A 23,111-nucleotide genomic window follows, 5' to 3' on the forward strand; every position below is an offset into this window, starting at 1 on the left:
TCGGTCGGCCTACAGATCGACCAGGTTCGGTCCACCGCCGAGCGGGTCGTGGCATAACGGCCTCGGACTGGGACTCGCTCAGACTGCCTGACCCGAAGCTACTCGATGGTCACGAGGGCTCGAACGTTGAGCTTCTATGAACAACCTGGACAGGCATCCACGCCGCCGGAACTGGCTCGTTCGGTACTACTTCGCCCAGTTCCGCTTGTACCTGCGCTTGCAGGCGGCGCTCCGAATCATCCCGGCGCCCATCGCGCGCGCACTCATCGCCCGGCTCCAGCCGGCGAAGTCACGGAGGGAACACTGATATGCGTCGAGTCACGAACTCGAAGCTCGCCGTACCAATCGTCATCCTCATCCTGCTCGTCATGGTGATCTTGGCACTTGTGATCAGTTGGCGAGACTCGTCCGAAGTGGCTGGCGGCGAGCCGGGAATGTCAAGCCCGGGACGGGTGACTGGTACGTCCGCACCGGGCCTGGCGCCGTTGTCGGTCTGGGTGCGGCCTGCTACTACGGATCCCGCGCAGTACGCCATCGCCTTTGGCAGGACTATCTGGACCTACGACTCAGCTGTTCACACCTACGCCCAGTGGCAAGCGGCGGTCTCGTCGTTCGCCGACTCGATGGAGGCACCCGACTCGGCTGTTGTCGCACGCAGCATGCTGCCGTACGACAGCCAATGGGAGGAGCTGAAGGCCCACCGAGCGCGCGCCACGGTGCGGGACGTGACGGCCAGAACGACACCTGTGCTGGAGGCCCTTGCGCGGGATCCCAGGGCGCCAGAAGGCTGGCATGGTTTCGTCGTCAGTGGAGCCCAACTCAGCGTGGTCGACGGCGCATCGACCACGACAGAACGACATCTCACGGTCAGCGTCATCTGCCGGCCGCAATGCTCGTTCTGGTCGGCTTCCAACGAATTGCCCCAGTGATCGTCAAGGTCGCGGCGGCCAGTGCGCTGCTGGCTACCGCCGCCTGCCTGGTACCTCCACTAGCTGCTGCCGGCAGGGGTGCGGACACCTGCGCAGCGACGCAAAGCTTGAACGGCACAGGCCTTGATGCGGAGCAATCCTCCAACCTAGCCGTCATCGTCGGCGTCGGTGATCGCTATGCCATAGGCGAGCCAGGCAAGGTTATCGCGGTCATGACAGCCATGACCGAGTCGTCGCTGCGGAACACGGATCTCGGAGACGCGGCTGGCCCGGACTCACGCGGTCTGTTCCAGCAACGCGACAGCTGGGGACCGACCAACGTTCGCATGGACCCGGCGGCTGCCGCAGGACTGTTCTACACCGCGCTCGCCAACGTGCCTGGCTGGACGTCGATGGAGCCGTGGAAAGCTGCACAAGCCGTGCAACGATCGGCTTTCTCCGACGGCGAGAACTACCGCAGCAACTATGACGCGGCCGTGCGCCTCGTTGGCGCGACGCCCTCGGTAGATGCCTGCCGCAGCTGGGGAGCTGGGGATACAGACCAGCTTCCGGGTGCAGACGGAGCAGTGCGTCGAGCGCTCGCTTTGGTCGGCAGTCACGGCTACTACCAGCTGTGTGCCCGCCTGGCCTCGAACATCTGGGGTCGCCCGCGATCCGGCTACTACTCCGCGGCCGAGCAATGGACCCAGATGGTCAGCACTGGGAACGCCCACCCTGATGACCGGCGGCCGCCGGTCGGCGCGCTGCTGTTCTGGTCGACAGACGGGCCGTACGGGCACGTCGCCGTGTACGTCGGCAACGACCAGATCGTCTCCAACGACATCGGCGATCGCATTCCAGGCCAAGGCGGCGTGTACCTCGTCGAGGTCGGCTCCATCGAAGAGAGTTGGGGCGCCACCTATCTGGGCTGGGCGCCACCGATCTACCCCACCACATAACTCAACCCGTTGGCGCTGTCCAGCGCCAGGAGGCAAGGCATGCTCAGCTTCTTCTACCTCCAAGACCCCGGAGTGAGTCCGAACTCCAACGGACTCCCGGGCCTCCCAGCATTGCGTCAGATCGTCGGCGCATTGCAGACGTTCGGTCTCGTCATCTGCGTAGCGGCGTTCGTGATCTCCGCAGTTGCTTGGGCGGTCGGCAGCTTCGGCAGCAACTCGCACTATGCGGGGCGAGGCAAGTTGGGCTGCCTCATAGCCGCCGGCGCGGCGATTCTGATTGCCTCGGCAAACCCGATCATCCGCTTCTTCAGCGGCATCCAGATCGGCTAGGGGATCCAGCATGGCTTGGAGTGATTGCCTCCTGAACCCGGTCGGCTGCGCCGCCGTGGACCTGGGCAACAAGGCTGCCAACTCAGCATGGGATTCGTTCGTCAGGTGGTCTGCGAACGGTCTGGCCGACCTGTCGGTGAACGTGTTCCAAACGTTCAGCACCAGCACATCGCCGACGTTCGACCAGACCTGGTGGAAGGACAACCTGAACCTGATGGTCGGACTCTCGCTCCCGATCCTCGTTGCGGTCTTCATCCTGCAATGTGTCTCGGCCGTGGTCCGCCGCGAGCCGGCGCGGCTCGGCCATGCAGTCATCGGCGCGTTGGTCGGAACTGCGGGGGTTCCGTTCGCAGTCGCAGCCATTGCGACCTGCGGGCGGGTCGTCGACGAGATCTCTACGGGCATCCTTGGCGGGAAGGCAGCCATGGACGGCATGAAGCGAATGACCGACATCACGGCCTTCCTGACCGCGCCGACCCTGGGCGGAATCCTTCTCCTAGCTGTTCAGCTCGGCCTACTTGCCATGTTCTCGTTGTACTTCGTCATGCTCGTCCGCGACGTGGCATTTATTGCGTTCGTCGTCTTCGTCCCGATTGCGATGGTCAGCTGGACTTGGTCTGCGACCCGGCACTGGCTTCGACGGTGGATCGAGATCGTCGGCGCGCTGTTGTTCTCGAAGATCCCGATGTCCGTCGTCTTCACCCTCGGTTTCTCCGCGATAGGGGCACCGGTACAGGACAAGGCGCCGAACATCGGCACCTTCATCGGCGGAATCCTTCTGGTCGCGATGGCGGCGTTCGCTCCGCTTGCCACCTACTCGTTCATTCATTGGGCCGGTGACCAGGGTCAAGCGGCGACGCGCATTCTGCAGCAGGGTACGGCTGGAGTCGAGGCGGGCAAGGACCAGCTCGACCGGGTCCAACAATGGGCAGCCGGCGACTTCAGCGGATCTGACAAGGACGACTCATCACCTGTTGTCGGTGGCGATCAGGATGCTGACGACCAGTCGACGACCACGACTGCCGATGACGCGAGTGAGCAGTCCGACAGCGCCACGACTCCGGCCGCTGGAGGCGAAGCTCAGGGCGATTCGGATCCGTCGGCCCAACCCGAACCAGCGGCACCGCCGGCTGCAGGCTCGGACTCGGGACAAACCAACATCGCGGTCGCCACGAGCGAGGTGTCGGTCGACGGCGAGTCGAGCGGTCCAGGAAACGGCCCGAGCCAGGCTTCAGAGCGAGGAGACTGACGATGTCGAACGCGCTCTCCGCGCGCTTCCCGCGACCACAGCGGAACTCGTTGCTGCTCGGCTTGCGACCGATCCAAGTGATACTGGTGATCGCCGGTGTCGTCATCTCCGTCGTGTCGCTGCTCGCCGACTGGCCGCTGATGCTACGCCTCGCCGGCGGGGGCACCACGTGCGTTTCCGGCGTCATCGCGTTCGGTCGATTCGAGGGATTGCCCGCGTATCGGTGGGTCGTCTTACGTGTAGCCCATGTCATCCGCGGTTTGCGGAAGAATCAGTCATACCGGGCCAATCTGCTTGTTCCTCGACGGCACGGTTATCTGCAGTTGCCCGGAGAAGCAAGTTCCTTGCGGATCCTGGACACGCGGTCGTCCATCGGTGCGGTTCACGACCCACTCCGCCGACGTCTGATCGCCGTCGCGAAGATCGAGGGGCCTGCTCATCTGCTCCAGAACTCCGACGAGCAGGAGAGACGCGTGGCGGCGTACGGCCGGATGATCGCCGGGCTGTGCCAGAGCAATCGGATCGCACGTGCACAGATTCTCGAACGCACGATCCCAGATCCGGGCGATGGGCTTGGGGAGTGGGCGCGGAAGCGCAATCTGGACGTGTCCACAGCTGCCGGATCGATCTACCGTGATCTGCTGCAGCATGCGGCTCCTGCGGCAGCCAGGCACGAAACGCTGTTCAGCTTTGCGCTGAACCTTGACGCGGTGTCCAAGGAGGTTCGCAAGTTCGGCGGGGGACTGGCCGGCGGGATGACAGTCCTGGACTCGGAATCGCGCGCCTTCCAGACGTCGTTCGCGGCTGCCGGGGTTGCTGGTGCCTGGCTCAACGCCGCCGACTTGGCGTCAAGTCTGCGGGTCGCTTTCGACCCCGCGGCGACGCGGACACTCATCGGTGACATCGATCCGGCGGACGCCGCTCCGCTGGCTGTCGATGCCTCCTGGGACCACCTCCGCACCGACTCGTCGTTCCATCGCGTGTACGTCGTCACCGAGTGGCCGCGCCTACGTGCGATGCCGTCGTTCCTGAGCCCATTGCTGCTGAAGCCGGGGATCCGCCGAACGTTCTCACTGGTGCTGCAGCCGGTGCCGATCGGGAAGGCTCTTCGTGACGCTCGTCGCCATCAGGTCGAACGCGTGACCGACCGCGCGACCCGCAAGCGCGTCGGACAGATGGAAACCGAGGAAGATCGCCAACTCGACGCAGACGTCGCTCAACAAGAGAAGGACCTAGCCGCCGGACACGGCGACGTGCGCTGGATCGGCTTGATCGCGGTGTCAGCCGATACCGAGGAGACTCTCGACGAAGCGTGCACCGAGATCGAGATTGCCGCCTCCCAAGCGCTGCTCGACGTACGGCGTCTGGTCGGCCAGCAGATCGAGGGGTTCCTCGCTGCGGCGCTGCCGTTTGGGGTTGGTCTCGGTTGAAGGCGAGTACCGGGTGGTTCGAGCCCAATGAGACCGACCGACGAACCAGACGCGCGAATCGGCGAGCGAGCCGACCCGCTCAGCGACGTACTCCGCCTGCAAGGCACTCTGAGGATCTGACAGAGCAGAAGCTGGCTGAGCCCATCGGGCTGCGTCGGCGGCTGCCGCTGCTCGTGGACGTCCATCGCGCGACCACCAGAATTCTCCGGATCGCCTATCCGTTTCTTGCTGAAGGGGGATTGGGGGCCGATGGCACCTACATCGGCAGCGATGTCTTCAGCGGAGGGTCGTTCGTCTACGACCCCTGGGTGCTTTATCAGTCACGGGTCATCACCAACCCGAACCTGCTCCTGGCAGGGGTCATCGGAAGTGGGAAGTCCTCCACCGCGAAGGCCTTGATCACTCGATCCATCGCGCTTGGTCACAAGGCCTACGTCCCGTGCGACCCCAAGGGCGAGTGGACGTCGGTCGCAGAGTCTGTAGGCGGATCGGTCATCAAGCTCGGGCCTGGCCTGTCCACCAGGCTGAACCCGCTCGATGCCGGGAGCCGCCCGCAGGGCGTTGCGGACGACGACTGGGGCCGGATCGTCAGATCGAGGCGTCGCGCCCTGCTCGGAACACTCGCCGAGTCCACCCTCGGCCGGGCGCTGACCGCGGTCGAGCACACAGCCCTCGACCTCGCCATCGACCGGGCATCGCGGATCCCAGTGCCAACCATTCCCGACGTCGTGGAAGCCTTGTTCTCGCCGGAGCTGGGTAAGGGCACCTCGGAAGTCGACGGTCGAGAGTTGGCGCACGCCGTCAGACGGCTCGTCCACGGCGACCTCGCCGGCATGTTCGACGGCCCATCAACAACCCGGTTCGATCCGTCGCTACCGATGGTCACTCTTGACTCGTCGTGGATCGGTGCTGGAGGCAATGATCAGGCGCTGCGCCTGACGCTGGCATGCGCGTCGTCCTGGCTGGAAGCAGCAGTCACCGATCCGGCTGGGGGGAAGCGGTTCATCGTCTACGACGAGGGATGGCGGGTGATGCGGGATCCCGCCTTGCTGCGTCGCATGCAAGAACAGTGGAAGCTCTCTCGTGCCTGGGGTGTTTCCAACATCTTGATCGTTCACCGCTTGTCGGATCTGGCCGCGGTTGGCGACCTCGGATCCGAAGCCCGTGCCCTAGCCGAAGGGCTCCTGGCCGACTGCTCCACACGGATCATGCTCCGCCAAGAGCCCGATCAGCTGGCCCGCACGGCGACTCTCCTCGGTCTGACTGACGTAGAGGTGTCCACCATCGCGAAGCTCCCCAAGGGCCGTGCGCTGTGGCGGCTTCCCAGTCGATCGTTCGTGGTCCAGCTCGTTCGCCATGCCCGCGAGGCTCGATTGTTCGACACTGATGGAAGGATGTGAAATGAACGTTGGTGGTCGATCGCCTCGAGATCTGTCGGACGTCATCATGGTCGGTGGGGTATTGCTGCTCTCTAGCGCCGGTATCCTCTATCTCGCAGGTGGTCTCACTAGCCTGCTCACAACACACGAATGGATCCACAGCACGTGGACCGATGCACTGAAGGTGGTGCTCGAGCCAGGCGATCCCTCACGGGCGTTCGGTATGCCGAGCCATGCGTTTCGGCCGGCTGTGTTCTGGTTCGTGCTGGCAGTGCTGCTGATGACTCCGATCGCAGGTGGAGTTGTTGTCCACTATCTGTGGACGAAACGCCATGCTGGCGCGAGGCGGCGCGCCAGATCTCTCGCCAAACGTCCCGGACTTGCTACCGCTGCGGATGTCGAGGCCTCTGTCGGACGCCGCCAGGTGCTGCGCCGCGGTCAGTCTGCTCGTCCTGCAGTACGAGGAGCGAAGCCGTCAGACGTCGGCCGGTACCTTGGGCGCTCTCGTGGTCGTGAGTGTTGGGCGTCGGTAGAGGACTCCGAGATCGCACTCGGGCCTCCTCGCTCTGGAAAGGGCCTCCACCAGATCATTGGCGCCATAATCGACGCGCCCGGTGCAGTCGTCACCACCTCGACCCGACCGGACAACCTCGTCGCAACTGTTGAGCTGCGTCGCGCCCGGGGACCAGTCGCGATCTTTGATCCGCAAGGACTTGGCCAGTTGGAAGGCATTCGGTGGTCGCCGGTTCGCGGCTGCGAGAGTCCGACCACAGCCATCGTTCGCGCCAGCGGACTCGCAGCCGGCGCGGGATTCACCAAGGGCGGTGTCTCCGACGGTGCATTCTGGCATGGGCAAACCGAAATGGCGCTTCGCGGCCTCCTGCACGCGGCCGCCATCGACGGTGCTGGTGTAGGACAGCTCTACCGGTGGAGCCTCGAACCAGCCTCAGCGATCGAAGCCGTGACCATCCTGAACCGAACGTCTGACGCCGCCGAGGGCTGGGGCGACACACTGGACGGGATCGTCCGCATGGACGGCCGAACACGAGACGCCGTTTGGGCAGGAGTGCGCTCTGCCCTCTCAGCCCTCGCCGATCCCGCAGTACGAAAGTCGTTCGACCCCGCCGAAGGTGAAGGACTTGACCCCAAGACCTTCATCGCCGACCGCGGAACGATCTACCTCCTCGGCACGGGCGTCGGCGCGAGTGCCACGTCGGCGTTCATCGCGGCCCTCCTCGAAGACATCACTGAGACCGCCCGGCAACTCGCCGCCGGCAATCCCGGAGGCCGCCTCGAGCCTCCGCTCGCTCTGATCCTCGACGAAATCGCCAACCTCTGCGCCGTACCATCGCTGCCCTCACTGATGGCCGACGGTGGAGGATCAGGAATCTCGACACTCGTCGTCATCCAGTCGCTGGCGCAGGCCAGAGACAAATGGGGCGAGCAGGCCGCCGCCGCGATGTGGGACGCCGCAACTCTCCGGCTGATCCTCGGCGGATCCGCCCAACCTCGAGATCTTCAAGACCTCGCCGCCGTGTGCGGCGACCGCGACGAAGAGATCCGCAACTGGAGCCGCGGCCCTGACGGCAAACGCACCATCTCCACCAGCACACGGAGAATCCCGATCCTCCCACCTGACGTGATCCGCACGCTCCCGCTCGGCACCGGCATCCTCCTCGCCCGCACGGCCCGACCCATCCTTCTGAACATGATCCCGTGGCCTGCCCGTTCGGATGCCGATCAGATCCACGCGAGCATTGCCGACGCGGCCCGACGCGTAAGGCCGACTGTATGACCCCGCGCGACGACCTGCTGAAGTCCTTCGACCTCACCAACGACGACCCGTTCATCATCTGCTGGCGAGACCTCGACGCAGCCACCGCCACAGAAGAACTCGACCGTCTGAAATCCTGGGTTGTCTGGCTGATCGAGCGCTACAACGTCGACCACAAGCTCATCCCGCCCTGCTGGGCCCAGCATGGTGCCCTGGTCGAGGAACTCTCTGCCCTCCGCACCCTCTGGGAAGCCTCCTACCTGGAGGACGCCGCCCCCTCCAGCCCCATCGCGTTCCACCGCGAACTAGACCTGGCCCACCGCCGCCTCCGCGAATGGACCTCCCGCCTCGGCTGCTCGAGAACGGAGCACCGACCTGAAGGCTGATCGACCGATCATCGCTCGGCGTCGTCGTTCGACCGTCGGAACAAGGTAGTCGACTTGCTGACGATGCGAGCCGAGCCCATCCATGGTCTCGCGTATCGCGCCCGAACGGAGAATGTCGGTGGCCTCGCCCGCACTGCCGCTACCGGCCTAACGCGCCGCTGCTATTCCGACTGGTCATTCGGCAGAGGTGAGTGTTGATTTGGTTCCCCGGGCACCCCGGCTTCCAGTGTGGTGATGCGGTCGCGCAGCTCCGATATCTCGGCTACCAGCTCGGCCTTGGTTCGGCGGTCTCGCGGCTGCGGCCGCGTCGGCGAGGCCTTCGACGGCGGCGGTGCCGGCTGGCCGACCAGCCCTGCTGCCCTCGACGCGACGACCACCACAGGATCGGCTGCGCAAATGGGGCACCTTCGCGCGGCAAGTTCCGTCAGCCGCCCGTAGGCCTTCTGGTCCATGTTGAGGCGTTCCTCGGTGACGCAGCCACACCACCACCGCACGTCCCAGCGCATCACGTCATAGCAGGGCTCCCTGGACCAGAGTGCCCGCAACACCGGGTTATGCCGCAACTCCTCCAGGCGCCTCGGGCTCATCGGCGGCATCGGGCAACATCGACAACAATGGTCGACGCTGCCCGCCGCCCAACGGGCCGCCTGATGGTTCGGATGTGCCGCGTGGAAGCGAGCATCCTCAGCGTCGCGAGCCGCCCGTTCCTCTGCGGTCAGGACCATCAGCGGCTTCCCGACCCATTTTGTATCCGGGTCACCTTTAACCGATAGCCCGCAGCCAGGACACGGAGCGTTCGCCTCGAACTGCTCCCACGTGAGCTGTTCCAGCACGTCGGCCCCTCGAGGACCAAGCTCAGTTTCACGAGCGGCCCATCGCTCGGCCGCCTTCTGTCGGTTGCGGTCTGCCTTTGGGGCGGCCGCTTGATCCCACGGTTCGTCCCATACCCCGTAGGTCGCGTACGTCGTGAGGTCCGCTCGGTAGCCAGTCGTACCGGTCATAACGCCTCCCTCTCGGTTCGCCTACCTTGTCACCCGGTACCGAGAGCGGCAACGACCTGTCCCTTCCAAAGACGAGGCTCGGGGTCGACGTGCTGGACGGCCTTCCGGGCCAGCAACATCGGCATCTGGAGGTGCGGTCGGCGCCTTCGGCTGTCACAGCTGGTCAAAGATGGGCCTGGGAAGGGGATCATTCGTCAACTCGCTGACCCGGGCGTTGCTGCCCCTGTCCGCCGTCCATCAAGCGCCCATCGGGCGACGAACCATGAGTCCATGAGATCGGCTCTCGGCGTCCGGACGGGACCGTCGGGCGGCCAGTCGCAAGGTTGCCGGTGAGCCTCCGCACCAGCAAGTGCTCGGCAATTCTTGTGATGGTCGAGCAAGCCGGCGGAGCACGTCGGTGCCTCGAAGCGTTAGCGGTTGATCGTTGGCCTGACGCCAGGACTCACGCGGGGGTCTGGATCTGGATCCGGTATCGGTCGTGAGGCAGCTTCATCAACCAGATCCCGCATTGTCCGCTCAAGGCGATGGTGATGGCGCAGCCGAGCGTGGTCTTCCGACGGCGGCGATCCGATCGGATCGAGGCTGCGGACCTGGTGTAGCTCGCGGTATGCGGCGATGTCGCGGACGAGCTGACACCGCTGCTCGGTTGCCTCTGGCACAGAGTCGATGAGAACGCGGTACCACGGCTCGTTCGCTGCAGCGGCCTGATCCACGAGCCAGTCGGCGCGCTGCACGAGCTGTGACTCGATGTCTTGGAGGGCGGCTCTGAAGGTCGGATTGGAGACGCGGACAGAAGGTGTGAGCAATCCGGCGACAAGCGTCGGTGGCGTCATGCGCGTACGTCGTTCGGCTCGCGTGATCAGTCGCTCGACGCGGGTGTGAAGGACTGACGCGATGTCGTTGGCGTTGGTCAGTGACGACTGGGTGACGATACGGCTGAGGGTCCTCGAGACGTCCAGGCCGAGGTGTTCAGCTCGGCGTAGGGCGGTGATGAGGGGGCCGAAGGCGGGGGAGGATTGGAGGGCGGCTTGGTCGATGGGGTCGAGGCCGCTGTTGGTGATGGCGGGGCGATAGCGCTCGCGGGCGTCAAGTTGGCAGAGGTGCTCGTGGATGGGGACTAGGCGGTCGAGGCGGGTGGCGTTGTCGAGTTCTGTGCGCATGACTTCGTGGGCGGAGCGTTCGATGCCGTCTTGTTCGAGGACGGCCTCGAGGACGTCTTGCATGGTTTGTGGGAACTGGGCTTCGTGCATCTCGGCGGTTGTCGTGTGGGTGGCGACGTACGCGCGGTTGCTGTCGCGGCCGCGGGTCATGCCGACGTACATGAGGGCCCGGGTGAGCTTGTCGGTCACGACGAGGTGGGCGGTGTCTACGGTGGAGCCCTGGGCTCGATGAGCGGTGGTGGCGTAGGCGAGTTCGACGGATTCGCGGACGTAGGCGCCGGGGAGCGTGACGGTTTGGAGGTCATCGTTCTGGACGGTGAGCGAGCCGTCGTCCCAGCGGTGGATCACGGTCCAGCGGTTGCCGTTCTGAACGAAGCCGCGTTGGCCGATGCGCAGCCGGCGGTTGTTGAGGCGGGTGACTATGTCGTCGCCAGGACCGACATGGTTGCCGTCGTGGAGGACGATGCCGTCTGGCTCGACCTCGCCTGAGTCGATTCGGTCGAGTCGGGCACGGGCGTTCAGGCGGGCCACCGTCGCGTTGTCGGCGGCGATGAGCAGGCTGCTCCTCCCAGCGGCGATGTCAGTCATCCACGCGGCGTAGGCGGCGTTCTCCATGTTCTCTACTGATCCGTGCGAGAGCCGTTCGTGGTTGTCGTACAGATCGATAACTTCGGGCTGTCCTTCGCGGAGCTGCAGGCTAGCGTCGCGTTCCCAAGCCTTGCTGAAGCGCCAGACGTCGCTGAGTTCGGCTGCCTTGGTGTCGCGCGCAATGAGACGGAAGGCACCACCGACATTTGCGGCGCCGAGCTGCGCGTCGTCGCCGACGAGAAGGAGCTTTGCACCGGCCTTGTCGGCTTCGCGGGCGAGAGTGGCGAGCTCCATGGTGCCGGCCATCGACGCCTCGTCGACGATGACGAGTTGGTTCGGGCGGAAGCGCCACCGGTCACGTTCGGCATACCCCCGGGCAAGCTTGGCAGTGATTCGCTGGTGACGGCGGCGGCGGCCGGATGCCTCGGCTGCTTGTGCCGCGCGTTCGAGTTCGCCGAGCCAGTGGGTGCGCTGATCGGCCGCAACGCCGACCGCCTCGTGGATCCATTTGGCGACGTTGTCTGCGGGAAGCGCGAGAGTGTCGGACAGCACCGTTGCTGCCGCCGACGACGGTGCGAGAGCGATGACGGAGCCCTCGCCATGTTCTGCTTCCCAGCTTCCTCGGAGGGCGGCGAGAAGGCTGGTTTTGCCGGTGCCGGCTGGTCCGACGAGAGCCTCGACCGTTTGGCCGCTCAAAGCTACTCGGTGGAGTGCTCGGACTTTGTCATCACTCAGATTCGGAGCGGCTAATCGACTCCGAGGCACGGTCGGACCGCCGAACTTCACGGCGAGGTCGAGGAGCAGACGCTCGGCTCCCAAGATGACCGGAGACGTGAAGACCTCACCATCGTGGATCGTGAAGACACTCTGCCCGTCGGCGCGATCCAGCGGTGAAGTGAAGGTGGCGGGCGGTGTGATGCTGATCGACTGGCGCTCGGCGTCTTGCACGACCGCCTCGAGCATCTGAAGACGGTCTTCAGCCGTCGCCAGGCGGAGAAGGCGACTCTGCCGGGCGGCCTCGGCGAGCAGGTTCCATCGTGTCCAGGTAGATCGCTTCGTCTGTAGTGCCAGCACGGTCGTGGCGCCGTACGCGTGGATCGTCTCGCTACTCAGGTCGGCGGCGGTGAGTGGACGATCTGTGGCCCGGGTGAGGGTCTTCTCGATGATCGCGTTTGCTTCGCCGTGCGTCACTCGCTCGGCGCGATCGCGCCAGCTGCGCATCAGATCTGAGAGCGGCTTCGCCAGGTGCTTTGCCGGTCGATTCATCAGGGTTGCTTGTTGCCGTAGGACGTACATCTCGCGCCGGCTGGGTGCGTGGATGTGGTCGTCGCGTCCGGCCAGCAGGTCTGCGAGATTCGCTTCGATTTGGTCGGTGCGTGATGAGAACTCGCGGATCAGCTCCTCTGGGATTCCATCGATCTCGAACGCCGGGTTTCGGCGCTCTCCGCGTTCGTGGAGTTGCCAGGTCACGCCCAAGCGGCGGCTGAGGTTGTCGGCCAGAAGCGCGTTGTGTACTTCGGACATGGCGACGGCCGCTACGTACAGGACCCTGCCGTCGATGGTGCGCCATTGGCCGTCGTCGGCGCCTTGGACGCGGTTCGCCACGACGAGATGAGTGTGGAGTTGTGGGTCGCCACTTCTGGTGTCCCAGTGATCGAATGCGGTCGCGATCACACCGCGAGTGTCGAGTTGCGCGACGCCGTTCTGACCGGAGCGGGTGAACACCGCCCGTTGTTCGATCAGTCTCAAGACGTCGTCGACGGCCTCGTGGTGGGCTGCGACAACCTGTTCTTGTACGCCGACATCGGCGGTTGCCCACAGGGCCGATACGGACTTAACAGGGGAGAAAGTGACGTCATAGCCGGCAACTGCTTGCCTCGTCTTCTGACGTGCTGCCGCCTTGCGGATTTGCTCGATCGCAAGGTCGCGCTGTGCTGCCGTCATGGCCGGATCAAGTGCGCGCATCTGCTCGGCGACGTAGTCGTTGGTGGTCTTGTAGATGCGGTACGGCTCGCCGAGCGCAGTACCCGTCATAGGGTCTTCTGCTCGTCCGAAGAGCGCCGCCATCTGTTGCTCTTTGACCTCAGCTCCGGCCGTCAACTCACCGTTGCCGAGTCCAACCAACCCACGACCGAGCCATCGCCCTGCAGGGTAGCCGGATGCTGCGTAGTAGGCCGTCAGCGGTGTAGCCATGCGGCGGTCCACGTCACCAACGGCAACGTGTTTCAGCAGGTAGGTGTAGCCGTCGCCAGCTGTCAATCGGTGAATGCTCAGCACCCGCTGCTACCAACTTCCGCGGCCGAGTCGCGCGGACTTCCGGCTGTGGTCTCTGTTGCTCGACGTGCGTTCCGACGTCGGACGCGGACGATCTCTCGGTCGAGTTCGGAGAGCTCGGCGATGGCAGTTCGCACCCGTTCGGCAACGACGGTTGGCATCTCAGCGGTCAATAGGCCAAGGAGGATCTCGCGGGCTGTTTGACTTGGCGACCTGGCCGCAGACTCGTCGTCTGCCATCGGGCCGAGGCCCGACTTCAGCATGCGCCAGTGGCGCAAACGACAGCGGTCCGAGCAGAACCGCCTGTCGGATCGCCGTGCAATGAAGAACGCGCCGCAGTGCTCGCACGCCCGGTCGTGCCCTTGCCCAGATCCGCTCGCTCGGTGCCCCATGAAGGCTCAACGCTGGGGTACCGACGAGATCGCATCTAGTCGTTTCGGCGACGGAAACGCCTTGGATGCAAGAGGTGTGAACGGTCTGAGGTCCGACAACCACGTCCGCCGGCCGGCTGTCGTGTGGTCCTGAGCCGGCACAAAGCTGAAGGGCTGCCCCGAACGTTGAACCCACAGAAGGCCTCGCACGGGCATCGGATCCGGGACGGTTATCCACAGATCTGGCCCCAGCGCATCGAGAACCGGCAGGTCCGGCGCATCTTTCACTGTGACGGAAGGGATTCCATGAACTATTTCGAAGTTCCGAGACGCGTGATCGAGCTGGTCCTCCAGGCCGAGGCGATTGTCGAGATGCTGGAGGCGAGGCGACCGGGCGAGCGCTGGGCAATGACAGCCTTCAGTCGGTTTCGCTGTCTCCAGTTGTTGGGCGCGCCGTACGAGCCGTACGGCGGGCAACTGCAGGCCGACCCCGCCGAGCTACTCGACCAAGCGGCTCGCGAAGTCGACCAGCTCGACGCACCGATCGATCAGCTGAGCTGGCGCCTCGCCCTGGCGGATGCTTTGAGGTCGGCGGCACAAGACATCCGGATGGTCCAGGATGCGCACGACGTATGAGGACCTGCTTCGAGTCGCGAGACGGGACGCGGTCGTTGCCTACAACCTCGCAGTCGATGACGACACGGATCTGATCGCCGGCTGGCAGGCGACATTGAGAGCGGCTCGTCATCACTTCCGCTGGTTACGTCTCGAGTTATCGACAGCCGACTACGCAAGAGCCAGCGGCACCAGAGCGGAAGGCCCGTTCGGCGTACTCGCTCGGTCGCTCGGTGCTGGAGCCGATCTTCTCGCATCGCAGAATAGAAGCACCAGCGAGGCGTTCGAGGACGAGTGGTTGGTTGCGGCCCGATCTGAGATCGCATCGATCACCGCGCTGGCGGCGCGCGCGGCAGTGACGAGGCTCGCGAGTCAGCAGGGCAGTGACATTGAGACCAACCGGCGGCTGCTCGGACATCTGGTCGATGTGCTCGAAGAGCTCGATTTCCACCGTGTTCCCGGATCGCCGGCCATAGGCGCACTGCTTGGGCTCGCGACAACGTTGCCGCATGCACCTGTCGACGAACAGTCCCGCGTCATCCTGCTAGCCGCGCACTGGCAATCGACGCACGATGCAACTCACCCTGGTGGTGTGGTGTCCCGCGACCTTCGGTCGACTACAGCACAGCTGCGCACTGTCATCGGCTACTGCCTTCATCTCACGCACCTGATGACTCAGTCGGCTTCGAACAGCGAGGCCGCCGGCGAAGTGGAGCAGGCTCTGCGTGCGGCGGGTGCGATCACGCAGCACGTGCCCTACCTGTTGCGGACTCGTGTCTCCGACGTGGGCGGCCGCAGCGATGCTGCGCCGGAGGCGGCATTCGTCGAACTGCTGCAAGCGCTGCGCGGATGGCTGTCCGATGGGCAACGGTTGAAAGGCCGGCGTGAGCTACTCCCTGATTGCCGGGCGGTCGAGACTGCTAGCGATGTGATCGACGAGCTGATCCATGCGGCTGTCCGGGTGGCCGAGGTGCAGCAGAATACGGTGGCGTGGCTGATCCTGCATGGCCGGCTCTTCGTCCCGAAGCCCGAACTCGGCAAGCGCGATCGTGAATTTCACAACCAGCCTGGTGCCTGGCGGCTCAAGTATCCGCAGCTGTCGTGGGTGAGGACGAATCTGGCGTCGTGCTTCGACCAGTTGACGGCGGACATGACGGACCTGACGCATCACCTGTCTGTTGCAGCGCGGGCAGCCCGAAGCATCGCTGGAACATCCTCCCTTCGGCGCCCATACGGACCTGAGCACTTCAGCGCGCCCCCGATCGTGCACGCGTCGCGCTGGCGGTGGACTCCGTCGACGTACGACGCACTGTTTTCGGACGTCAGCGCCGATCTGGACGGTCCCGAACGTTGAGCTTTCCCGGACTCAATTTGGAGGATTGATGGAGCGGCCAAGAGTCACCCCGGCGGATCTGCGCGACGCACTGCACTCGGAGATCCGGGAACACAGCTCGGGCGTCGAATGGGTCAGATGGCTGGAAGCGTCAGTTGCTCTACGCAACTACAGCTTCCGGAACGTCGTGCTGATCACATTGCAGATGCCGTACGCAAGCCAAGTCGCACGGTCCGACATCTGGGAGAAGCTCGGGCGATCCGTCCAGAAAGGTCAGCAGGACAGGGAGATCCGCATCCTGGCGCCCGTCATTCTGGAGCGCGGCCGACAACTGACCATTGAGGCGAATCAACCGGAGCTGGAGCTCGAACGGGCGAAACAAGCTCGCGGTGGCGGACGACTTGTCGGGTTCAGGGTCGCATCCGTCTGGGACATCTCGCAGACCGATGGCCCATCGCTGCCTCAGCTGGTCCCGTCGTCCAGCGGCACGTCGACCGGTGAGCTCTGGCGGGCATTGGCGCATGAAGTCCGCTCATCGGGCTACTCACTCGTAGAAACCAGACGCGGCGCCGCGAGCCTCGAAGGGTTCACTGACCACCAAGAGCAAATCGTCGTGATCAGGCGCGGCCTGGAGGAGGTCACGGCTGTCGCTCGGCTGGCGCACGAAGTTGCTCACCTGCGCATGCACGCCCCAAAGGAGGTCGCAACGCCCGGAACCGTCATGTGCCGCGGGATCCGAGAGATCGAAGCGGAGTCTGTGGCTTACCTCCTATTGGCTCACTATGGGTGGTCGACCGGCGGGTCATCTTTCCGGTACATCGCCGCGTGGGCCGCCGAGGTGAACAAGCGCGAGCCAGAGAAGGTCATCGAGCGGGCCGGCGCTCGAGTGGTGTCGGTTGCGCGGCGCTTGATTGGGTCGGTCGATGGGCAGCTTCGACGCGGCGGGCTTGGTCACCGACGTCCGGATCTCCGCGCAATTTCACTCGACACTCTGAAGAACACCCCCGAAACTGACGGCCGACCCTTCGAGGGTCCTGAACGGTGATGGAGATCCGCGCATGTCGAATACAAGAGTTGCGGCCCTTCGAAGGGCACGACAACGTCAGGCGCGCATCGAGGCCGCAACAGCACGCGCGACTCGAGCCCAGGCTGCGCTGGAACGCGCGATCAAGGCGAGGTTACTCGCGGCTGAGCGACACGACGACAGGGTTCGGGACGCTGAGGAAGTGTCGGCCGCGGAGGCTGCTGAACTTGCCAGGGTGTGCGGTAGCGCTGATGCAGCAGCCGAGATCCTCGGTTGGACTGGCCGTCACGTCCGCAGCGTCCTTAAGGCCGAGCGGGAGCGGAGTGCCGAGACACCAGGAAAGCGGGCCGCCAGGCACATGTCGCGCCCCGATCAGGCGGGTCTCCTCTCAGCGGGAGGAGGCGACGATGCCGGCACCGGAGATGATTGATCCGCTGTGGGATATCGATCAGGTTGCCGCGTACCTCAAGGTACCCAAGCGCACTCTCTATCGTTGGCGAACCCACAACTACGGGCCGCGAGGAATTCGCGTCGGCCGACACGTACGCTACCGCCAGAGCGTCGTGATCCGGTGGCTCGACGTGATGGAGCACAGAGATGACGAGTCAACGTTTGATCAGCGGCACTAGTCGGCCGCCCGTCGACTGGTCTGCGGCGGGTGGAATCCAAGGTCGGCGTCGTCTTTTGCCGCGAGGATCAGGCAGAGCGCCGCTCGGTACTCCTGGCACGGCCACCGCACCGCGCCCCGTTCCAGCTTCGCGATGTAATGACCCGTGATCGGATACACCTTGGCGTTGACCGCGTACAGTAGTTCGGCTACGCGCTGAGCAAGTTCGCTGCGGCTCATCGGGCGTCCGGGCGCATTACGCGACACCGTGCGCATTCGCGCGGCGGTCAGGAGATGGTTCGCGCCTGGCGGATGTTCGGGGGTCACACTCGAAATGTGCTTGGCTCGCAGCCGGAGAGCTGGAGCCTGTCTCCGTGCTTGGGGTTGGTCCACTCCACTGACGTCCTCCGAGTTGTTGGGGGCCCTGCCACCGACAGGGGAGACGGTGGCAGGGCCGGGCCTACGCCGGGCATGCGGCGCGGATTGGAAGGGCGTGACCGACGCGGAGGTGGGGCTCGCAGGCCGGCCTCGCCTGTCTACAGAGGGTGTGTCCGGTGTCGGAAAGCGCCGGATCCGCTTCAGGATCGAACGTATCGGGATCCAGCCATCGGATCTCTGATGCGCCAAGGTGGCCGTGGATCTCAAGGAGATCGCCGATGCCCGGCCAGAAAGCGCTATGCGGGTTATGGCCGAGCCGCCTGACGACCACCCGTTGGTTAGCGTCCCCGTCTGGTCGGAACCCGACCAGTAAGGCAACGACGCCGGTGCCGCGGACTCCGGATGGATCGCGATACCGAAACAGCTTCCCGCGGCGCATCAGTTCGCTGCCTCCTTGGTTCGTTCGTCCCAACGGCGGGCCATCGTCCGTGACTCGAGACTCACAGCTCCGGGCGGACAGGAAAACCGCGTCGTTCGATATCTTCGGACATTTGTGGCGCAGTTCAGGGCGTGGGCGGCTGCCGGGTTACCTCGACGCCGACGTCCGGGCAGATCGCGTTCGACTCGGGGGGCACCGATCGGGCCTTCGGGGGTGTTGGGTCGGTCGCCGCTACCGGATCCGTGGTCACCCGGAGGCCGGCGAACCGGCGTTGCATGGAGGCGGCGTACCGGTCGGCGAGGCTGGCCGAGGCGGTGTAGCTGGCAACTACGTGTTGCCCGAACCACACCCTGACGCAGTGGACCGGCTCGAGGCGATCAGGGTTCATCATGCGCCCCGAATTTCGTCGTCGATCGCTCGGACGATGTTTACGTAGGTGCTCGCGGCAACAACGGCCATGACCCCGATCGCGAGGGTGCTGTTCCAGCCAGAGATGGTGTCCAGCATCGCTGGTAGCGCGTCGAGGTGAGCCAGCATGCCAAAGTAGCCTTTCACGTGTGCCTCCCGTATGAGCCGGGTGGGTTGGCCCGTGAGACGAGCGACTGCCTGGGTCACGGGTAGCGCGGTACTGCGCTAGATGACCGAGTGTCGGCGCGTTGACCGTGGTTTGATCAGTCCACCGTGGGGGTTCGTCATGGACCCCCACGCGATCGCGCCGCGTTGTACAGGCGGACTACCTGAAGCGATGCCAGGTCGCGTGATCTTTGGCGAAGTAGCTGCGCAAGCGATGGCCGAGCTCATCAGCAACATCCGGCCGGCCTAGGAGTCTCGCGATCACGCTGGTCGTCAGCTGGAGATCGCGCACGTCACGCAAGACCGGCCAGTTGGGGGAGGAGAACAGGTCAAAGCCGTACGCGGACGCGAAGTCGTCGTACTCGCGGCGCGGGTCAGCGAACCGTTCGACCCCGTGCGCCGCCGGAACCAAGTCCCACTCTGGAGGCCCGAAGCGAACTGAATCGAGGTCGATCAGAACCACGTGGTCCGATGCGGCGAGCAGATTCCCAGCGTGTGCGTCGCCATGGATTACGCCGACCGGCAGGGCCCATTGGGCGTCCGCGACGGCGGAGCGCAGTTCGGCCGCGCGCTGCAGTAACCGGTCGACAACATCAAGGATGGGCAGATTCAGCTCACGCTTCGCCCAAGCGCGCATGTAGTCCATGGATTCGCCAGTTGCATCGGCTACCTTCCGCACGCGAATCTCGCTGCGATCAATCACGTCCCATTCGGGGATGGGGAGCCCAAGCTGATGGATGGAATGTACGGACAGGAGTGGCGAGGCGAGGTCCACCAGCTGATGCCGATGACCAGCAGGTTGGGCGAGGTAGGTCCACGCTGTTGCAGCCCATGCCGGGGTCGCGATCGGTTCCTCCAGCCCCGGTGCAAGCCGAACGGTCGGTAGATCCAGCTCGGCGAATCGGGTGGCGACTGCAGCGGCTTGACGGACTTCGCCGACATGATCGGCCGGAGCGATGCGCAGTACGACATCCGCAGCGGGCACGTAGAACACTGCGTTCATGGTGTAGCGCAAGAGTCTGGCGCCGGCTGGGTCGATGCCGGCGGTGGCAGCTATCTCATGCAGGGCTGCGCCGAGGCGATCGCCTTCGTCGCGGCTGAGAGTCGTCACACGGTAGAAGTTAGCCTTCTGCAGCTTCGAGGGCATGTTCCGTGGAAGATCGGCAATTCCCATACAGCCTGTGAGACCGCTCGGAAGGGGACATTTATGTACATTTCCGTGCTACCGTCCAACGGACATCCATAGACATCTGGTAGCTGGCAAGGTTGAGCATGGTGAACGAGGCGCTTCGGCGAGCGATGTACGGTGCGAACCTCACTGAGGCGGATGTGGCTGCCGAGGTGGCCGTCGATCCGAAGACGGTCCGGAACTGGCTGCGTGGTCAGCTGCCGCACGCCCGGCACCGCGCCACGCTGACCAAGCTGCTCGGAATCGAGGAGGAGCTGACATGGCCTGAGCTGAGTCAAGCGCGTCAACCGGATCTGGTTGCCGTCTACCCTCGTCGGACAGCGCTCACAGACGAGTTCTGGCTGTCGCTCTTCGGATCCGCCGTGTCAGAGATCGGCATTATCGCCAACGACGCGCTGTTTCTGCTGCGGCATTCGGAGTTCCTGCCTCGCCTCCGCGAAAGGTGCGTAGCGGGGACTCGAGTCAGGGTCGGCCTGCGAGACCCGGACCTGGCGGCCAACGCCGTTGGCGACCTTGATGCCGACGCTGACGGGGCGGTCGCGGAGTCGCGAAGCGCTCTGGCACGACTCCAGCCGCTGTCGCCATGCGACGGATTCGAGGTACGTCTGCACAACATCGTGCTCTACAACTCAATGTACGTTGCCGATGACCAGCTCTTGGTCAATCAGCACGCCCCTGGCATCGTCGGGGCAGCGTCGCCGGTCTTCCACTACCGTCGTTCGGCAGGCGGCGATATGTTCCGGTCGTATCTCGCCAGTTTCGAGACCATCTGGTCGCAGGCCGAGTCACCGCGCGCATTCAGACTCTGAACGCTCAGCCGATGTCCCGGACCTGAGAGGCGGCGTCGCGTGGGATCGGACAGGTCATCCTGGCTGTGCGATCGGCTGGGCACTCTCCCAGACGCGTTCGAAGCTCTCGAGGTAGTGGCTCGCGAGTTGGCCGGCAGGGATCTTACGCAGATGCCACACCGGAGCCTGTGTGGCCGGCAGTCCGTAGATATGAGTGTTGACCAGTAGGGCGTCGTCAGCGCGGAAGATCGAGTTGTAGAGAATCGTCCGATGGGTCCGAAACTCGATACCGGGGACGCCGGCCAAGTTACTGAAGAGGACCATGGAGTTGCGGACCTTTGCAGCTAACGCCTCCCCGATGCCCTGCTCGCGCCCACGCTCGGCGACATGCGAGTCGTCAGGATCTCCCAGCAAGATCCGCACCCTCGAGCCGGCGTTGGCCTTCTTGCGGATGATCCGTTGCAGCTGCGTGCTTTCGGCAACGAACAGCCCTGCATACACGAGTATGCCGATGTCGTTGCCGCCGGACTCGAAGAACGTTCGCCATGCGTCCGCCGAGACGTCGGAGAGTTGCGGGTAGACCCGAACGATCTCGCTCTCGGATACCGCGGCGGCACGCTCGCCTGTTACAGCGGTGGGGAACAGGTAGGACTCGTCCCGCCCGAGCCGTGTGGCCAACCGGTGGCGATTGCGGGGAAACGGGATGTAGTCGTGGGCAACCCATCGCTCGACCGTCTTGACGTTGACACCCAGTTCGTCGGCGAGCGCGAGGTAGGTGAGGTTGTGCTCGGCGAGCGCGGCGCGCAGTCGTTCGTTAGCCACAAGAGCAAACCTAGGACATTTCCAGGCCTTTCGCCGGGAGGGAAACATCTTCGGACGTCTGTTGATGCCGTGTCGATGTCCTGGACAGTCACGCCATCCTTCCCTCGAGAGAAGGAGGAATCAGGTTCATGGCAGATCGGGAGCCGAACAGGCTGCTGCGAAAAGCAAGAGGTCCCATGACACAGCGCGAACTGGCTGACCTCGTCAGGGCGGAGATCTACAACGCCAGCGGCAAGGAGAGTGTCATCACCGCCAAGTCGATCTCCGACTGGGAGTGTGGCATGTATACCTGGCCGCCGGCGCACGTTCGGCGGGCCCTGTGCCGTGTGCTCGAGAAGGCAGATCCCGCTGATCTCGGCTTCTTCAATAGTCGGCGTGTTAGTGAGGCGCGGGTATCGAGTACCGTCTCCCTCCTCGACCTGATGGCTGGCCGGCTGCCGCCAGCCGGGGCCAACACCCTGTATGTCCCCGGGGGTCAATCGTTCTCCGGAGTGGACGTCGAGGCTCACCTTCGCGAGGCAGCGTCGTCTGGGGAGGGATGGTTGATGGTCGACGCCGGGCCTGATGGCGTACTGAACCGGCCAGATCGGCGTTCCCTTGTCGTGGTCGTGGACGGTAAGCAACAGTCGTACATCTTGGACGGGCGCCGGTTCGCTGGCCGTGTCGGAGGCCGTACGGGCCTGCAACCAGTCTCGTCGGCGGTCGCTGTAGATGATCTGACGGTCGGCATTATCTGGGCAGTTACAAATACAGACGTGGCGTTGCTGGCAGACGATAGTCAGATCTCTACTGTTCAGTCAGGGCTGGAGCCACGCGACGGGCATTATGTGTGGGATGCGCCGTGGACCGAGATGCCTACGCTCACGCCGGTTGCCGTCCACTGGCTTAGGTCGTGGTTCTGTACCCAGTACAGCACTCGCAATCTCGAGCGGATGTTGGGCCAGCCGTGCTTTTGGACGCAGGGGCGGAGCGGCGAGGATGTGACCTCGTGGCTGCTCTGGCGACACAGGTTCGAATACCTCCGGCTTAGCTCGCGGTGGTTCCCGGGCCTGCGGTGTGACTTCTACGTCTCGAATGTTTCGAACTCACCGTTGTACGAGCGGGTCTTGCTCCTGTTGGCGGTTGCGCTGATGGAGGGGTTCGGGATCGCGGCGACCCTGAACGCCGAGTCTGAGCGTTCAGAGGCCGAGCGCACGGTTTCGGCCGACGAGTCCATGGTCTTGAACCGAATCGGTGGTTGCGGTCTCTGCTGCGCCGATGCGAGCGCATCGCGATCGTGTCGGGGGGCGCTCTGCGACGTCGCTGATCCAGAGCATGGGCCGTCGTCCGTCACCGAGCAGTCCTCGAAACGCAGGCTGGAGACGATCGCCAACCATCTGGACGTGCCCTGGCCGTGGTTCCAACAGCGATGTGCGGAGCTAGCGGTTGAGGGAGTTGACGACGTCGCGCATCCGCGCAGTCGGCTGCTGTCGACGCGCGGGTTGAACGCGGCGATCCGATATGTTGCCCACATGAAGGGTTCTTGAGCAGGCGA

21 protein-coding genes are annotated in these 23,111 nt (G+C 64.5%); 14 read left to right on the forward strand and 7 right to left on the reverse strand.

Annotated elements, in window-relative coordinates; translation table 11 throughout:
• Positions 1 to 308: 308 nt before the first annotated feature.
• The 8 genes from AB0E69_RS16995 to AB0E69_RS17030 all read left to right on the forward strand — a co-directional run bounded on the left by AB0E69_RS16995 (position 309) and on the right by AB0E69_RS17030 (position 8,415).
• Complete coding sequence (locus AB0E69_RS16995; RefSeq protein ID WP_360145808.1) at positions 309 to 929, forward strand: hypothetical protein; 621 nt, start codon at positions 309 to 311, stop codon at positions 927 to 929.
• A complete protein-coding gene (locus AB0E69_RS17000) occupies positions 926 to 1,867 on the forward strand; it encodes a CHAP domain-containing protein (RefSeq protein ID WP_360145811.1) in 942 nt (313 codons plus the stop codon). The genes AB0E69_RS16995 and AB0E69_RS17000 overlap by 4 nt, the downstream gene beginning before the upstream one ends.
• A 39-nt stretch (positions 1,868 to 1,906) precedes the next feature.
• The gene (locus AB0E69_RS17005; protein ID WP_360145814.1) at positions 1,907 to 2,197 is read left to right on the forward strand and encodes a DUF6112 family protein; all 291 of its coding nucleotides are present in this window, start codon (positions 1,907 to 1,909) and stop codon (positions 2,195 to 2,197) included.
• Positions 2,198 to 2,207: 10 nt separating this feature from the next.
• The gene (locus AB0E69_RS17010; RefSeq protein WP_360145817.1) at positions 2,208 to 3,446 is read left to right on the forward strand and encodes a hypothetical protein; all 1,239 of its coding nucleotides are present in this window, start codon (positions 2,208 to 2,210) and stop codon (positions 3,444 to 3,446) included.
• Between the two features lie 2 nt (positions 3,447 to 3,448).
• A complete protein-coding gene (locus AB0E69_RS17015) occupies positions 3,449 to 4,876 on the forward strand; it encodes an SCO6880 family protein (protein ID WP_360145820.1) in 1,428 nt (475 codons plus the stop codon).
• A 308-nt stretch (positions 4,877 to 5,184) separates the two neighbouring features.
• Complete coding sequence (locus AB0E69_RS17020) at positions 5,185 to 6,276, forward strand: ATP-binding protein (protein WP_360145823.1); 1,092 nt, start codon at positions 5,185 to 5,187, stop codon at positions 6,274 to 6,276.
• Position 6,277: 1 nt separating this feature from the next.
• The gene (locus AB0E69_RS17025) at positions 6,278 to 8,050 is read left to right on the forward strand and encodes a TraM recognition domain-containing protein (protein ID WP_360145826.1); all 1,773 of its coding nucleotides are present in this window, start codon (positions 6,278 to 6,280) and stop codon (positions 8,048 to 8,050) included.
• Positions 8,047 to 8,415, forward strand: a complete 369-nt coding sequence (locus AB0E69_RS17030) for a hypothetical protein (protein WP_360145829.1) — start codon at positions 8,047 to 8,049, stop codon at positions 8,413 to 8,415. Before AB0E69_RS17025 ends, AB0E69_RS17030 begins: the two co-directional genes overlap by 4 nt.
• 161 nt (positions 8,416 to 8,576) lie before the next feature.
• On the opposite strand, the gene AB0E69_RS17035 is transcribed toward AB0E69_RS17030, so the two are convergent.
• A complete protein-coding gene (locus AB0E69_RS17035) occupies positions 8,577 to 9,416 on the reverse strand; it encodes a hypothetical protein (protein WP_360145831.1) in 840 nt (279 codons plus the stop codon).
• A gap of 410 nt (positions 9,417 to 9,826) precedes the next feature.
• Entirely contained in the window at positions 9,827 to 13,441 is a 3,615-nt protein-coding gene (gene mobF / locus AB0E69_RS17040) for a MobF family relaxase (RefSeq protein WP_360145834.1), read from the reverse strand.
• Between the two features lie 674 nt (positions 13,442 to 14,115).
• Here mobF and AB0E69_RS17045 point away from each other — a divergent pair.
• The 4 genes from AB0E69_RS17045 to AB0E69_RS17060 all read left to right on the forward strand — a co-directional run bounded on the left by AB0E69_RS17045 (position 14,116) and on the right by AB0E69_RS17060 (position 17,410).
• Positions 14,116 to 14,445, forward strand: a complete 330-nt coding sequence (locus tag AB0E69_RS17045) for a hypothetical protein (RefSeq protein WP_360145837.1) — start codon at positions 14,116 to 14,118, stop codon at positions 14,443 to 14,445.
• A complete protein-coding gene (locus AB0E69_RS17050) occupies positions 14,429 to 15,778 on the forward strand; it encodes a hypothetical protein (protein ID WP_360145840.1) in 1,350 nt (449 codons plus the stop codon). Before AB0E69_RS17045 ends, AB0E69_RS17050 begins: the two co-directional genes overlap by 17 nt.
• Positions 15,779 to 15,806: 28 nt before the next feature.
• Positions 15,807 to 16,802, forward strand: coding sequence for a hypothetical protein (locus tag AB0E69_RS17055; RefSeq protein ID WP_360145843.1), 996 nt, complete (start codon positions 15,807 to 15,809; stop codon positions 16,800 to 16,802).
• A 386-nt stretch (positions 16,803 to 17,188) separates the two neighbouring features.
• Positions 17,189 to 17,410 carry a helix-turn-helix domain-containing protein gene (locus AB0E69_RS17060; RefSeq protein WP_360145846.1) on the forward strand — a complete coding sequence of 74 codons (222 nt, stop codon included), beginning with the start codon at positions 17,189 to 17,191 and terminating at the stop codon, positions 17,408 to 17,410.
• Here the strand turns inward: AB0E69_RS17060 and AB0E69_RS17065 are convergent.
• From AB0E69_RS17065 to AB0E69_RS17080, 4 genes are all read right to left on the reverse strand, one after another.
• A complete protein-coding gene (locus AB0E69_RS17065) occupies positions 17,407 to 17,715 on the reverse strand; it encodes a hypothetical protein (protein ID WP_360145849.1) in 309 nt (102 codons plus the stop codon). The two genes, AB0E69_RS17060 and AB0E69_RS17065, sit on opposite strands and share 4 nt — an antisense overlap.
• Positions 17,716 to 18,329: 614 nt before the next feature.
• Positions 18,330 to 18,596 (reverse strand): hypothetical protein, encoded by a 267-nt coding sequence (locus tag AB0E69_RS17070; RefSeq protein WP_360145852.1) that lies wholly within the window; start codon positions 18,594 to 18,596, stop codon positions 18,330 to 18,332.
• Positions 18,593 to 18,760 carry a hypothetical protein gene (locus tag AB0E69_RS17075; RefSeq protein ID WP_360145854.1) on the reverse strand — a complete coding sequence of 56 codons (168 nt, stop codon included), beginning with the start codon at positions 18,758 to 18,760 and terminating at the stop codon, positions 18,593 to 18,595. The genes AB0E69_RS17070 and AB0E69_RS17075 overlap by 4 nt, the downstream gene beginning before the upstream one ends.
• Before the next feature lie 178 nt (positions 18,761 to 18,938).
• Positions 18,939 to 19,889 (reverse strand): phosphotransferase, encoded by a 951-nt coding sequence (locus AB0E69_RS17080; protein ID WP_360145857.1) that lies wholly within the window; start codon positions 19,887 to 19,889, stop codon positions 18,939 to 18,941.
• Between the two features lie 161 nt (positions 19,890 to 20,050).
• On the opposite strand from AB0E69_RS17080, the gene AB0E69_RS17085 reads away from it, so the two are divergent.
• Positions 20,051 to 20,776: an XRE family transcriptional regulator gene (locus AB0E69_RS17085; RefSeq protein WP_360145860.1), complete on the forward strand. Its 726-nt coding sequence runs from the start codon at positions 20,051 to 20,053 to the stop codon at positions 20,774 to 20,776.
• 54 nt (positions 20,777 to 20,830) lie between these two features.
• Here AB0E69_RS17085 and AB0E69_RS17090 read toward each other — a convergent pair whose 3' ends face one another.
• Complete coding sequence (locus AB0E69_RS17090; protein WP_360145863.1) at positions 20,831 to 21,577, reverse strand: helix-turn-helix transcriptional regulator; 747 nt, start codon at positions 21,575 to 21,577, stop codon at positions 20,831 to 20,833.
• A 176-nt stretch (positions 21,578 to 21,753) separates the two neighbouring features.
• Here AB0E69_RS17090 and AB0E69_RS17095 point away from each other — a divergent pair, with 176 nt between their 5' ends.
• A complete protein-coding gene (locus AB0E69_RS17095; protein WP_360145866.1) occupies positions 21,754 to 23,103 on the forward strand; it encodes a hypothetical protein in 1,350 nt (449 codons plus the stop codon).
• Positions 23,104 to 23,111: the final 8 nt, after the last annotated feature.

Source organism: Kribbella sp. NPDC026611 (assembly GCF_040638345.1).
In the GTDB taxonomy this organism is placed as follows: Bacteria; Actinomycetota; Actinomycetes; order Propionibacteriales; family Kribbellaceae; genus Kribbella.

Bases quoted from the DNA above. Each gene is read 5' to 3' on its own strand.
- AB0E69_RS17015 (WP_360145820.1), top strand. From the start codon at position 3,449: ATGTCGAACGCGCTCTCCGCGCGCTTCCCGCGACCACAGCGGAACTCG.
- AB0E69_RS17055 (WP_360145843.1), top strand. From the start codon at position 15,807: ATGGAGCGGCCAAGAGTCACCCCGGCGGATCTGCGCGACGCACTGCAC.
- AB0E69_RS17025 (WP_360145826.1), top strand. From the start codon at position 6,278: ATGAACGTTGGTGGTCGATCGCCTCGAGATCTGTCGGACGTCATCATG.
- AB0E69_RS17035 (WP_360145831.1), bottom strand. From the start codon at position 9,416: ATGACCGGTACGACTGGCTACCGAGCGGACCTCACGACGTACGCGACC.
- AB0E69_RS17010 (WP_360145817.1), top strand. From the start codon at position 2,208: ATGGCTTGGAGTGATTGCCTCCTGAACCCGGTCGGCTGCGCCGCCGTG.
- AB0E69_RS17030 (WP_360145829.1), top strand. From the start codon at position 8,047: ATGACCCCGCGCGACGACCTGCTGAAGTCCTTCGACCTCACCAACGAC.
- AB0E69_RS17070 (WP_360145852.1), bottom strand. From the start codon at position 18,596: ATGATGAACCCTGATCGCCTCGAGCCGGTCCACTGCGTCAGGGTGTGG.
- AB0E69_RS17095 (WP_360145866.1), top strand. From the start codon at position 21,754: ATGACACAGCGCGAACTGGCTGACCTCGTCAGGGCGGAGATCTACAAC.
- AB0E69_RS17060 (WP_360145846.1), top strand. From the start codon at position 17,189: ATGCCGGCACCGGAGATGATTGATCCGCTGTGGGATATCGATCAGGTT.
- AB0E69_RS17005 (WP_360145814.1), top strand. From the start codon at position 1,907: ATGCTCAGCTTCTTCTACCTCCAAGACCCCGGAGTGAGTCCGAACTCC.
- AB0E69_RS16995 (WP_360145808.1), top strand. From the start codon at position 309: ATGCGTCGAGTCACGAACTCGAAGCTCGCCGTACCAATCGTCATCCTC.
- AB0E69_RS17045 (WP_360145837.1), top strand. From the start codon at position 14,116: ATGAACTATTTCGAAGTTCCGAGACGCGTGATCGAGCTGGTCCTCCAG.
- AB0E69_RS17085 (WP_360145860.1), top strand. From the start codon at position 20,051: ATGGTGAACGAGGCGCTTCGGCGAGCGATGTACGGTGCGAACCTCACT.
- AB0E69_RS17050 (WP_360145840.1), top strand. From the start codon at position 14,429: ATGCGCACGACGTATGAGGACCTGCTTCGAGTCGCGAGACGGGACGCG.